A 12,009-nucleotide genomic window follows, 5' to 3' on the forward strand; every position below is an offset into this window, starting at 1 on the left:
TGGAATGAAACGGAGCTTCACTCGCAGACGAGTCGTGGGCGTCCTCGCGACCCTCGCCGTCCCGCTCGCGGGCTGTACCGGGGGCGGTGACGGGGCGGCCGAAACGACGACCGACGGCGCGCCGGCGACGGACACGGACACAGCGACCGAGACGGCCACGGCGACTGAAACGGCGACAGCGACCGAAACGGCCACCGCGACAGAAACGGCAACGGCGACCGAAACGGCCACCGCGACACCGTCGCCGACCGAGTCGGGCGGCGGGTCGGAAGTCGACGACTACCTCTCCGATGCGAACGAGTACGACGGGTCGATCACCGACAGGACCGGCCGGGGCGAGGTGAGCGTGTCGGTCGGTGGCGGTGACGGCTTCGCGTTCGCGCCCCCAGCAATCCGCGTCGACGCCGGGACCACGGTGGTCTGGGAGTGGACCGGCGGCGGCGGCCTGCACAACGTCGTCGCGGAGGACGGGGCCTTCGACAGCGGCGAAGCCGTCTCCGGGACGGACGTGACCTTCGAGCACACCTTCAGCGACTCGGGGACGTATCTCTACTACTGCAATCCCCACAAGGCACTCGGCATGAAGGGGGCGGTCGTCGTAGCGTAGCACGACCGTCGGCCCGGCACAGCATCGAAGACCCACCCAAAACGACCCCGTCGGCCCGCACTGGCTGGCCGGCCCCTACGCCGAAGCCAACAGTCCCCGAATCGACGCCCGCACCGACTCCTCGGGTTCCCAGCCGAGGTGCTCCCGCGCCGCGGTCGTGTCGACCTCGAAGGTGTCGACCAGCGTCTCGCCGCTCCGGGGGTTCTCGATGAGGTCGACGTCGGGGTCGAGGTCCCGCTCCTCGCGGGCGATCTCGGCGACCCACTCCGCGAGCGTCATGACGCTCGGGTCCTCGTCGGTGGCGATCTCGTACTTCTCGACGCCGGTCTCGCCCGCGTCGAGTTGCTCCGCGAGCCGCTCGGCGCTGCGGACGTAGGCCCGGGCCACGTCCTTTACGTGGACGAAGTTCCGGGATTGGGAGCCGGGCTCGTACACCGTCAGCGGCTCGCCCGCGAGCGCCCGGCCGACGAAGAAGTTCGTCACGGTCCCCTTCGAGACCGTCCGGCCGTCGATCTCGTGCTCGCCGTAGAGATTGGAAATCATGAACTGGTGGGCCGGGAAGGCGCCGGCGGCGAAGTCCTCGATGGCGCGCTCGCCGAGCAGTTTCGTCCGGCCGTACCAGTTCATCGGGTCCCGCGGGTGGTCGACGGTGATGGGGAACGACTGTGGGTCGCCCAGGACGGCCATCGAGAAGGGGAAGGCCAGCGCCGCGCCGGACTTCCGGCAGCACCACGCGACGTTGTTCGTCCCCTGAACGTTGACCTCGTAGGCGAGGTCGGACCGTTCGTCGCAGTCGTCGACCCCCGAGATGGCCGCGAGATGGAGCACGACGTCGGCGCCGGCGAGGGCGTCCTCCAGGCGGTCGCGGTTGCGGATGTCGACGTGCTCGACTGTCACGTCGCCGATCTCCCGCACGTCGCCGAGATAGAAGTTGTCGAGGGCGGTCACCGTCCAGTCGGGGTGCTGGTCCTGGAGTTCGGAAACGACACGGCTACCGATGTAGCCCGCAGCCCCCGTCACCGCGACCGTCACGTCCGTAGCGTCCGTCATGGCCGACGCATCGACACGCTGGTATATACAGCCGGTGGTCTCCGACCGGCAGGGATCGGAGGGCCCTGCTCGTCCGCGTCGACCGCGACTTTTTTATGTCGAAGTGTATTGCATTGTGTCGGTCATGGACGATCTGCGAACGGGCCTGAGCTACGGTGACGTGTTACTGGTACCCCAGCGCTCGCCGGTCGACAGCCGCGAGCACATCGACCTCGCGACGGAACTGACGCCGGGACTCACCCTGGAGAACCCCCTCGTCTCGGCGGCGATGGACACGGTGACGGAAGCCGACCTCGCGGTCGCGCTGGCCGAGGCCGGCGGCATCGGGACGATTCATCGCTTCCTGACGCCCCCCGAGCAGGCAGCGGAGGTCGCGGCGGTCGTCGACGCCGGCCAGCCGGTGATGGCGGCGGTCGGCATCGACGAGGACTACGTGGACCGCACCGAGGGGCTGGTCGAAGCGGGCGTCGACGCCGTCGTCGTCGACGTGGCCCACGGCCACCTGGAGCGGACGCTCGACGCCGTCGCGGACATCCGCGAGGCGTTCCCGGCGCTCGACCTCGTCGCGGGCAACGTCGCCACGCCCGCGGGCGTCGAGGACCTCGCGGCGGCCGGCGCCGACTGCGTGAAGGTCGGCATCGGCCCGGGGTCACACTGCACGACCCGGAAGGTCGCGGGCGCAGGCGTCCCGCAGTTGACCGCCGTGGACGACTGCGCCGACGCCGCCGCCGAGCAGGGGGTCACGATCTGTGCCGACGGCGGCATCCGGACCTCCGGCGACGCCGTGAAGGCGCTGATGGCCGGGGCCGACACCGTCATGCTGGGCAGTCTCTTCGCCGGGACGGCGGAGGCCCCCAGCGAGACCATCGAGGTCGACGGTGTCCGCTACAAGCGCTCGCGCGGGATGGCGACGACGACGGCCGCCGAGGAGCGCTCGGACAAGGCCGAGAACGTCACCGCCGACGAGGGCGTCGAGGGGCTGACCCCCTACAAGGGACCGGTCGCCGACGTGGTCGACGAGTTCTGTGCCGGCATCCGGTCGGGACTCTCATACTGTGGCGGCCACACCATCCCCGAAGCGCGGGAGTCGGCGGCGTTCATCCGCGTCGCCGCCAGCGCACAGGAACGCGAGGGCGCCCACTCCGACCACGACTGGGAGACCGTCAGCGTCGACAGCACGAAACACGCGGCCGTCGACGGGGACGGCGACGCCGAAGCCGACGACTGAGGCCGCGGACGCGGCAAGAACGACTGCGTCAGTCGTGGATCGTGACGTCGCCGTCCTGGACGGTGATGTCGACGAGGCTCTCGACGTCGTGGTCCACGTCGTCCATCGCGGAGTCGCCGACCTTGCGGATGACGACGACGATGTCGCTGATCTCGGCGCCGATGTCGTCGAGCGCGTTACAGATCGAGGCCAGCGTCCCCCCGGTCGAGAGGAGGTCGTCCAGAATCAGGACGCGGTCGCCGGCGTCGACGTCGTTGATGTACATCTCCGACTCGGAGTAGCCCGTCGTCTTGTGGAGCGCGACCTCGTCGTCCAGTCCGTAGGCGCGCTTGCGGATGACGACGAGGGGCACGTCGGTCTGGAGCGAGACGGCGGTCGCGAGGTGGATGCCCATCGCCTCGGGGGCGACGATCTTGTCCACACCGGCGAGGTCTGCTCGCCTGACGACTTCGACGACGACCTCCCGCAGGAGTGCGGGGTCGAGCATCGGCACGCCGTTACTGATCGGGTGGACGAGGTACTCGTACCCGTCCTTGTCGACGATCGGCGCCTCGTGCAACGACTCGTGCAGGCGGTCCATGCCCCCCGTATCGAACGAGAGTGAAAAAAGGAACCGTTCTCCGTTCGCTCGGGGATTCACTGCTGGACCGGATCAGAGCCACTGTTCCAGCCAGACGAGCGTGTCCGCCATCTCCGCCGTCGTGAACTGCCGGTCGACTCCAGTGCCGTCGAAAACGCCTGTGGAACGTGTTCGTCGGTGCAGAAGGACAGCCTGCTCACTGCTCGACGTGCTCCGGCGCGACAGCCCTCTCTGCCAGCGTCGCTTCCAGTCGATCGTGACGCTCACGCGTCGCCTCCATCTCCTCGGGGTGCTCGTAGTAGTACGCGAGTGCCGTATGCACCTCGGCGAGCGAGATATCGAGTTGGTCGGCGACATGTTCCGGCGAGTAGGCCGCATCGAGGACCATGTCCGCGACCTGGAGGACCGAGATACGGCGTCCTCGATGCGTGGGGCACCCCCCATCACGTCGTCCCACCGCACGATTTCCGTCATACCAGTGAGTTGGTCGTTCGCGCTGTAAACCTACGTCCCGGACTCGGTGAACCGCTCTGCGAGGTCCCGAACGCCCTCCCGGAGCGTCCAGGTCGTCTCGAAGTCCGTCTCGGCGAGGCGGTCGAAGTCGACGTGATACGAGGGGCCGGGATGTTCGTCCTCCAGGTAGGTGATATCGACGGGGCCGACCTCCTCGCGGACGACCTCGGCGATCTCGCTGATCTGGTAGTTGTCGTCGTTCGCGCCGACGTTGTAGACTCGGCGGTCCCAGTCGGCGGGCGAGAGCGCGGCGGCCTTGTACGCCCGGGCGGCGTCCTCGACGTGGATGAAGGGCCGCCAGTTCGAGCCGTCGCCGTAGACCGTCAGCGCGCGGCCGGTGAGCGCCCGGAACACGAAGTAGTTGACCACGAGGTTGAACCGGACGCCGGGGGAGTGGCCGTAGTTCGTAGCCATCCGCAGGGCGGTCCCCTGCATGTCGTGGTCGTCGCAGTAGTCCGCGAGCAGTGACTCGGCCTCGTATTTCGCCTCGGCGTAGGGGTTGATGGGGTCCGGTTCGACGGACTCGTCGATGTCCATGCTCGTCGCACGACCGTAGATGTTACACGAAGAGGCGAAGACGACGTTGTCGACGCCGAGTTTGCCGGCGGCTTTCAGGACGTTCTCGGTGCCGTCGTAGTTGACGGCGAAGGTCTCGTCGCGGCGGTCGTGGGTGCTCGCCGCGCCGGTGATGGCCGCGAGGTGGATGACCGTGTCCACCTCGCGCATGGCGTTTTCCACGTCGCCGTACTCCCGGACGTCGCCGCGGCGGAAGTCGACGCCGGCGGACTCGCTGTCCTCGTCGGTCGCGCCGCCGAGCGTCCCGAGCAGCGCCCGCGGCGAGCCACTCGACAGCGAATCGAGGATGGTTACGCTGTCGACGACGTCGTCGGCCTGCAGCATCGGCACGAGGGCGCTCCCGATGTAGCCACAGCCGCCGGTGACGAGCACGTCCATGCCTCAGTCCTCGTCGTCTTCGAGGACGCCCGGGAGGAAGCGATCCTCGTGGGCCTCGATGGTCTCGCGGTACTGGGTGAGCGTCCCGAAGATGTCGCGGACGCCGTCCTCGAAGTCCTGGGCCTGCTCGCCGATCAGGTCCACGTACCGGTCGTTCTCGATCTCCATCTTGTGGGTCTCGTCCTCGTCGCGCGGGTTCTCGAAGTGCTCCACGGCGACGTCGAGGTCGTACTCGTCGCCCACCTCGGCGATAGTTTCGGCGATCTCGACGATGGAGATGGCCCGCGTGACCTGATTGTAGACCGTCACCTCGCCAGCGGGGTCGGGGTACTCTAGGGCGAGCCGTGCCAGCCCTTCGACGGCGTCCTCCAGACTGATGAACGGCTTGCGCTGTTCGCCCTTCCCGTAGACCGTCACGGGGTAGCCGGCGACGGCCTGCGCACAGAAGCGGTGGCCGACGGTCCCGAAGTAGTAGTCGAAGTCGAACCGCGTCTTGAGGCGGTCGTCCGCGCGGGTCTCCTCGGTCTCGGTGCCGTAGGTGATGGCCGTCCGCACGTCCGAGATTGGGATGCCGAACTGCTGGGCCGCCAGGCGGAGGTTCGCCGCATCGTGGGATTTCGTGAGGTGGTACCACGACCCCGCCATCGCCGGGAACGGCACCTCGTCGCGCTCGCCCTGGTTCTCCATGACCGCGCCGCCCTCGGGGATGGGGAACTCCGGCGCGCCGTAGACGCCCGTCGTCGTCGTCTCGATGAAGTGGGTGTCGGTCATGTCGTGTTCTTCGAGGGCCCACACGAGGTTGCGCGTGGCCTGCATATTGTTGTGCTGGGTGTAGTTGGCCCGCTCACCGTTGATCTGGGAGTACGGCGCCGAGGGCTGGGCCGCGGCGTGGACGACGGTCTCGGGTTCGTGGACCTCCAGGAGTTCGTCGACGAACGACCGCTCGGTGAGGTCGCCCTGGACGAACGAGAGGTTGTGCACGTCGTGGACCTCGCGAGCGGCTTCGAGGCGCTCGTCCATCCAGGCGACGGGGACGGCGCTGACGGAGCCGACCTCCTCGACCCAGTCGCGCCGGGCGAAGTTGTCGACGGCCAGCACGCGGTCGTCCGTTCGGGTCGCGATGCGCAGGGCGGTCGGCCACCCGATGTAGCCGTCACCGCCGGTGACGAGGATAGTCATTAGTTACTCAGTTCGTGAGTAACCGCGCACGGACAAATACTTTTTCACCTGCGGTCGGCCGGGAGGGGAACGCATTTACTGGGGGCGGGAGATAGCCGAGACGACCGACATGGCCGTCATCGACGAGGAAGGCCGGTTGTTCGGCGTCGTGAACGTCATCGACCTGCTCGTCGTACTCGTGGTGGTCGCCGTCGTCGCGGCCGGCGTCGCGCTCCTCACGGGCGGGGACGACCAGGGGCAACAGCCAGACACCGGTTCGAACGCGACGAACGGGACGACCACCGTCCGCTACGCGACGCTGTCGGTGACGAGCGACGTGGCGAACCTCAGCGGGCGTATCGACGTGAACGACACCATCCAGCCGCTGCCGTCGGGAACGCCGCTGCGCGTCACCGACACGTACGTCGCACCGACCAACGGCGGGACCCGCGTTGTCGCCCGCGTCCGGTACAACGGAACGCTCCCGACGGTCGACGGCTCGGCGGTTCCCATCGGGAACGCGATCAACTTCCGGGAGGACGACCTCGGGGCGCAGGCGCGCGTCCTCGCGGCCAACGAAACCGGCGCCTCGCTCCCGACCCGAACGACGCCGGTCGTGGTCGAGACGAACCTGTCCCCCGCACGCCTCGACGCGCTCCAGGCCGGTGACGAACTCACGGTTGAAGGGGAGACGGTCGCCACCGTCGCGTCGGTAACCGCGTACCCACAGAGCGACAACGAATCCATCCGGGCCGTCGTCGGATTGCGGCTACGAACGATTTCCGAGGGGGACAGGCTGGTGTACGGGGCCTCGCCGGTCGTCATCGGGCGGGAGGTCAACGTCCGGACCGACGACTCTGAGTTCGAGGCAGTCATAACCGCAACGAACCGGGCGCGACTGCTGGGCGAGCCGACCGACGCGACCGTGACTGTCAGCCTGGCGGACGTGTCACCGACCGTCGCCGACCAGCTGGAAGCCGGCCTCGAAGAGCGACACCGCGGCGCGACCGCGACCGTCGAGGCCGTCGAGTCCGAGCCCGCGACCGTCGTGACGGCGACCGACGACGGCCGGCTAGTCGAGACGACCCACCCCCGGAACCGCGACGTGACGCTGACGCTCGACGTGACCGCACGGCGCGTGGGCGACGAACTCCGGTTCCACGGCCGGCCGCTCGGCGTCGGGGACGCGGTCGCACTCGACTTCGAGCGCGTCGACGTTCGCGGCACCGTCGTCGGGTTCCGAACGAACTAACAGGGTCGCCGTCGATTCCGGGACAAGGCGTGACACGGGGCGTTCATGAGTCAAGCACGGGAGAACTCGACACTCGTTTCGGCAGCGCGTGAACTGGGCAACAAACTGGGCGTCGCACTCGAACGGTCTCGGCTGACGGGCGCGGGCGAGACACTCCAGCGGTGGGTACGCGGGTCGTACCTCTTTCGATGGCTCACGGCCGAGCCGGACCCGGACGTGATCGTCATCGACCTCCGTGAGACCTACACGGTCGGGCCGATTCTCGCGGGGCTGGACCGCGCGGGACGGTTCGTCGCCGACACGCGGGTCGGCCGAGCAGGCGCCGACGGCCTCGCGACGCTGTCGGCGGCCGTCGAGCGGCGGCCGGTCCGGGTCGCCAGTATCGTCGTACTCGTCGCGCTCCTGACGAACACGCTCGTCTCGCTCGCACTTGACGGGTTCACCAGGACGGGGCTCGCCCTCCGGCTGTTCGTCCTCGGTGCCGCCCTGCTCGGCACGCAGTCGTCGGCGACCGCGGCCGACCTGGCCGCCTCGGGGCTCTGGAAACTGCTGGAGCCGCCGGCGGAGCCGGCGCGGGAGCGCGCGGGTGGCGAGGAGAGAAACGAGGAGACAGAAGCCGGCGAAACCGACGACGCGACCGTCGAACAGCGGGACTGACTACTCGACGGTGACGCTCTTCGCGAGGTTCCGGGGTTTGTCGATGGAGCGGTCCAGCTGGGCCGCGGTGTGGTAGGCCACGAGCTGGAGCTGAACGTTCGCCACGACGGCGGCGATCCGGCGGTGGGTGTCCGGCACCCGGAGGACGTGGTCGGCGTACCGCTCCACGTCGGACTGGCCGTCAGTGACGGCGACGACCGGCGCGTCGCGGGCCTCGACCTCCTTGACGTTCCCGATGGTCTTACGGGCCATCTCGTCGTCGCCGGTCACGACCGCGAAGACGGGCGTGTTCTCGGTCACGAGCGCGAGCGGCCCGTGTTTGAGTTCGCCGGCCGCGAAGCCCTCGGCGTGTTTGTAGGTGATCTCCTTCATCTTCAGCGCGCCCTCCAGCGCGACCGGGTAGTGCAGGCCCCGCCCGATGAAGAAGTACGCGCCGGCGTCGCCGTAGGTCTCGGCGACGGCCTCCGCGTTCGAGTCGTCCAGGATTTCCTGGACCGCGCCGGGGAGTTCCCGGAGGCCGGCGATCACGTCGCGGCTGTCCGAGACCGACGTGACCGACAGCGAGAGGAGATTGAGCGCCGCGAGCTGTGAGGCGAAGGTCTTGGTCGCGGCGACGCCGATCTCCGGGCCGGCCCGGATGTACAGCGTGTGGTCACACTCCCGGGCCGCCGTCGAGCCGACGGTGTTGGTCACCGCCAGCGTCCGCGCGCCGCGCCGGCGCGCCTCCCGGAGCGCCGAGAGGGTGTCCGCGGTCTCCCCGCTCTGGGTGACGCCGATGACCAGCGCGTCCCCGATGGGCGGGGTCTTGCTCGCGTACTCGCTGGCGAGGTAGGCCTTCGCGGGGATGCCCGCCTCCTCGAACAGCTGGGCTGCGTAGATGGCGGCGTGGTAGCTGGTCCCGCAGGCGACGAACTGCACCGCACGCGGCGTGAGGTCGCCCAGGTCGCCCAGGTCGACCGTCCCGGAGAGTTCGTCCACGCGGCCCCGGAGACACTGCCGGAGCGCGCGGGGCTGTTCGTGAATCTCCTTGAGCATGAAGTGGTCGTAGCCGCTCTTGCCCGTCTCCTCGGGGTCCCAGTCGACGGTGTCGACCGCCTTCTCGACGGGCTCGCCGTCGAGGGTGGTGACGCGCCAGCCCCGCGAACTGAGGCGGGCGAACTCGCCGTCGTCGAGGTAGACGACGCGGTCGGTGTGGTCCCGGAAGGCCGGCACGTCGCTGGCGAGGTAGTAGGCGCCGCCGGGTGCGTCTCCGGTTCCCTCCTCGCCGTCGTCGATGCCGAGCACGAGCGGCGAGTCGTTGCGGGCGGCGAAGATGGCGTCGACGCCGGCGATGACGACCGCGACGGCGTAGCTCCCCTCCAGCCGGGCGATGGCCTCCCGGACCGCAGTCTCGGGGTTTGCGCCGTCCGCCAGCGCGTCCTCGATGAGGTGGGGAACGACCTCGGTGTCGGTGTCCGAGCGGAACTCGTGGCCGGCGCTGGCGAGTTCGTCCCGGAGCGACTGGTAGTTCTCGATGATGCCGTTGTGGACGACGGCGACCTCGCCCCGACAGTCCCTGTGCGGGTGGGCGTTCTCGTCGGTCGGCGGCCCGTGGGTACTCCAGCGGGTGTGGCCGATGCCGACCGGTCCCGACAACGTCCGACTCTCCAGGGCCGCGCGCAGGTCGTCGATCTTGCCCGACTTCTTGCAGACGTCGACGGTGTCCGTCGCGAGCGCGACGCCCGCCGAGTCGTAGCCGCGGTACTCCAGTTTCGCCAGCCCGTGGACGAGGGTGTCGAGGGTCTCGTCGCCGCGGCCGACACAGCCGATGATCCCGCACATCAGCGCACCACCTCCGCGTCCTCGCCGATCTGCCCGTCGACGGTGACGCCGGCGTGCAGGGTCGCGCTGGGGCCGACCAGCGCCCCCGGCTCGAAGCTCACGTCGCCGGCCGCGCGCACGCGGTCCGCGAGGACGGCACCGAGGCGCTGGTCCTCGAACACGCGGTTGCCGACGCGCACGTCGGCAGGCCCGCCCGGCGCGACCGAGCCCGCGCCGAGGTGGACGTCCTGGCCCGTCACGGTGTCGAGCAGGATCGTCCCGGCGTCGATCCGCGTGTCCGCGTCAAGCACCGACGCCTCGACGGTCGCGTTCGCGCCGACCGTGACGTTGCGCCCGAGGGCGGTGTCGGGGCCGACGACCGCGCCGGGGCCGACCTCCGAGTCGGGACCGACGACGACGGGCGCACGCAGCGTCGCCGCGTCGTGGACACGTGCGTCGTCGTCGACCCACACTCCCTCGCGTCGTTCGGGCGTGTCCGTGCGACCGCGAGCGAGGACCTCCGTCGCGACGGTCAGCAGGTCCCAGGGGTAGGTCGCGTCGACCCACATCCCCTCGCAGTGGACGCCCTGGACGTGCTCCTCGTCGACGAGCCGCGAGATCGTGTCGGTCAAGGCGAGTTCGCCCGCCGACCGCGGCGTGTCCGCGATGGCGTCGAAGATGTCGGCGCCGAAGGCGTAGATGCCGGCGTTGATGAGCCGGTAGTCGTCGGTCGTCGGTTTCTCGATGATCTCGACGATCTCGTCGTTCTGTAGGACGACGGCGCCGTACTGCTGTGCGTCGGGGTGCTGGAGGACGGCCAGGGCCGCCGCCGGGTCGTCGCGCTCGAAGGTGTCGACGACGCGCTCGACCATGTCGGTCTCGACGAGGCGGTCGCCGTTGACGACGAGTGCCGGGCCGTCGACGGCGGAGCGGGCCTGCAGGAGGGCGTGGCCGCTCCCCAGTTGTTTGTGCTGTCTGACGTACTCGACGGGGCGGTCCCGGTAGGTCGGACCGAAGTGGTCCTGGACCCGGTCGTGTTTGTACCCGACGACACAGACCAGCCGGTCCATGCCGGCCTCGACGAGGGCGTCGAAGACGTATTCGAGGATAGGGCGGTCGGCCGCCGGCAGCATGGGTTTCGGGCGATTGCGCGTCAGCGGGCGCAACCGCGTCCCCTCTCCCGCTGCCAGAACGACCGCCGTGCTGACGCTCATACCCACACATCGCCGCCGTACCTTTTCAACGTTCTGACCGTCCTCCCGGTCAATTAGCGGATTCTCGGCGGTAGTCGGCCTATAAGGTTCCGACCGTCGAATTATAGAGCTTCTACTGTTCGCTCATGGCATCGCTCGCCAGGTTTCGTCCACGCGCGTTCAACGCGACCTCGGTACGGGTTCGCACCTCGTCGACGGCCCCGATCTCCAGCAAGTGCTGGTAGATCTCCTCGACCTCGTCGGGCGGGATGCCGACGAAGTCGGACATCTCGAAGGGGGAGACCCCCGAGTACAGCGCCATCAACACCTGGCTCTCCATCTCGCCGAGTTCGCCCACGTCGGCCTCGTTCTTCTCGACGGCGCTCGTAAAGAGCGAGGACAGCGCCTTCGAGTCGCGATCGCTCCCGGTGAGGTACGTCTCGACGCTGATGTCGTCTTCCGTGTGTTCGACGGAGACGACGGTCCGCTCCTGGTCGCGGACGGTCTTCGTCGTCGTCTCGATGCCGCCGACGTTGTCCATGTCGATGGCGAGTCGACCGTCGGAGAGGGCCATCTTGATCGTGTCGTCGACGTAGCGGAACTTCGCTTTCTCCCAGTCGGTGTCCTGGACGACCCCACCCTCGACCGCCGGGTGCCGGACGAGGACGATCCGGTCGTGCAGCGTCGCTCTGCAGAAGTCCACCTCGAACCCGCCGTCCGGGATGGAGACACAGAGCACGTTCGAGCCGATCCTGATCGCCGTCACGTCGGTCACGTGGTCCAGGGCGTCGATGTCGGGCACCTCCTCGACGAGCTGGGCCTTCGCCAGCGGCACCGTCTGCTTGTTGCCGCTGGTCGCGACGATCAATCGCTTGTTCGTGAGCACCAGTCGGCAAGAGCCCCACTCGGCACCCGCGTTCACCTCCCCGGACCGCACCGCGTAGAGGTAGTCGCCCTGCCCGTCGAAGAGTTTCTGCTCCGCGTCGCTCATCGGTTGCCCCGGGAACGAGCGGTCGG

Annotated in this window: 12 protein-coding genes; 4 read left to right on the top strand and 8 right to left on the bottom strand. The window is 68.9% G+C overall.

Annotated features, from left to right (window positions below; genetic code table 11):
- Positions 1 to 4 precede the first annotated feature (4 nt).
- On the top strand, positions 5 to 607 hold the full coding sequence (locus tag MUG96_RS16175) for a halocyanin domain-containing protein (protein WP_246984387.1): 603 nt from the start codon (positions 5 to 7) through the stop codon (positions 605 to 607).
- A 75-nt stretch (positions 608 to 682) separates the two neighbouring features.
- Here MUG96_RS16175 and MUG96_RS16180 read toward each other — a convergent pair whose 3' ends face one another.
- The gene (locus MUG96_RS16180; protein ID WP_246984389.1) at positions 683 to 1,657 is read right to left on the bottom strand and encodes an NAD-dependent epimerase/dehydratase family protein; all 975 of its coding nucleotides are present in this window, start codon (positions 1,655 to 1,657) and stop codon (positions 683 to 685) included.
- Between the two features lie 124 nt (positions 1,658 to 1,781).
- Between MUG96_RS16180 and MUG96_RS16185 the strand changes: the two genes are divergently transcribed.
- Positions 1,782 to 2,885, top strand: a complete 1,104-nt coding sequence (locus MUG96_RS16185; RefSeq protein WP_246984391.1) for a guanosine monophosphate reductase — start codon at positions 1,782 to 1,784, stop codon at positions 2,883 to 2,885.
- Between the two features lie 28 nt (positions 2,886 to 2,913).
- On the opposite strand, the gene hpt is transcribed toward MUG96_RS16185, so the two are convergent.
- The 4 genes from hpt to MUG96_RS16205 form a co-directional block, all read right to left on the bottom strand.
- Positions 2,914 to 3,465 carry a hypoxanthine/guanine phosphoribosyltransferase gene (gene hpt, locus MUG96_RS16190; RefSeq protein WP_246984392.1) on the bottom strand — a complete coding sequence of 184 codons (552 nt, stop codon included), beginning with the start codon at positions 3,463 to 3,465 and terminating at the stop codon, positions 2,914 to 2,916.
- 196 nt (positions 3,466 to 3,661) lie between these two features.
- Entirely contained in the window at positions 3,662 to 3,922 is a 261-nt protein-coding gene (locus tag MUG96_RS16195) for a DUF433 domain-containing protein (protein WP_246984394.1), read from the bottom strand.
- Between the two features lie 47 nt (positions 3,923 to 3,969).
- The gene (locus tag MUG96_RS16200; RefSeq protein ID WP_246984396.1) at positions 3,970 to 4,932 is read right to left on the bottom strand and encodes an NAD-dependent epimerase/dehydratase family protein; all 963 of its coding nucleotides are present in this window, start codon (positions 4,930 to 4,932) and stop codon (positions 3,970 to 3,972) included.
- A gap of 3 nt (positions 4,933 to 4,935) precedes the next feature.
- Positions 4,936 to 6,111: an NAD-dependent epimerase/dehydratase family protein gene (locus MUG96_RS16205; RefSeq protein WP_246984398.1), complete on the bottom strand. Its 1,176-nt coding sequence runs from the start codon at positions 6,109 to 6,111 to the stop codon at positions 4,936 to 4,938.
- 109 nt (positions 6,112 to 6,220) lie between these two features.
- Here MUG96_RS16205 and MUG96_RS16210 point away from each other — a divergent pair, with 109 nt between their 5' ends.
- Together MUG96_RS16210 and MUG96_RS16215 are read left to right on the top strand one after the other, a co-directional pair.
- The gene (locus tag MUG96_RS16210; protein WP_246984400.1) at positions 6,221 to 7,342 is read left to right on the top strand and encodes a DUF4330 domain-containing protein; all 1,122 of its coding nucleotides are present in this window, start codon (positions 6,221 to 6,223) and stop codon (positions 7,340 to 7,342) included.
- A gap of 45 nt (positions 7,343 to 7,387) precedes the next feature.
- Positions 7,388 to 7,999: a hypothetical protein gene (locus tag MUG96_RS16215; RefSeq protein ID WP_246984402.1), complete on the top strand. Its 612-nt coding sequence runs from the start codon at positions 7,388 to 7,390 to the stop codon at positions 7,997 to 7,999.
- Here the strand turns inward: MUG96_RS16215 and glmS are convergent, their stop codons facing one another.
- The 3 genes from glmS to MUG96_RS16230 all read right to left on the bottom strand — a co-directional run bounded on the left by glmS (position 8,000) and on the right by MUG96_RS16230 (position 11,983).
- Positions 8,000 to 9,820 carry a glutamine--fructose-6-phosphate transaminase (isomerizing) gene (gene glmS, locus MUG96_RS16220; protein ID WP_246984404.1) on the bottom strand — a complete coding sequence of 607 codons (1,821 nt, stop codon included), beginning with the start codon at positions 9,818 to 9,820 and terminating at the stop codon, positions 8,000 to 8,002.
- On the bottom strand, positions 9,820 to 11,013 hold the full coding sequence (glmU, locus tag MUG96_RS16225; protein WP_246984406.1) for a bifunctional sugar-1-phosphate nucleotidylyltransferase/acetyltransferase: 1,194 nt from the start codon (positions 11,011 to 11,013) through the stop codon (positions 9,820 to 9,822). Before glmU ends, glmS begins: the two co-directional genes overlap by 1 nt.
- A 112-nt stretch (positions 11,014 to 11,125) precedes the next feature.
- Positions 11,126 to 11,983 carry a CheF family chemotaxis protein gene (locus MUG96_RS16230; protein WP_246984408.1) on the bottom strand — a complete coding sequence of 286 codons (858 nt, stop codon included), beginning with the start codon at positions 11,981 to 11,983 and terminating at the stop codon, positions 11,126 to 11,128.
- Positions 11,984 to 12,009 lie beyond the last annotated feature (26 nt).

Origin of the sequence: Halorientalis marina, assembly GCF_023028345.1 — an archaeon.
In the GTDB taxonomy this organism is placed as follows: Archaea; Halobacteriota; Halobacteria; order Halobacteriales; family Haloarculaceae; genus Halorientalis; species Halorientalis marina.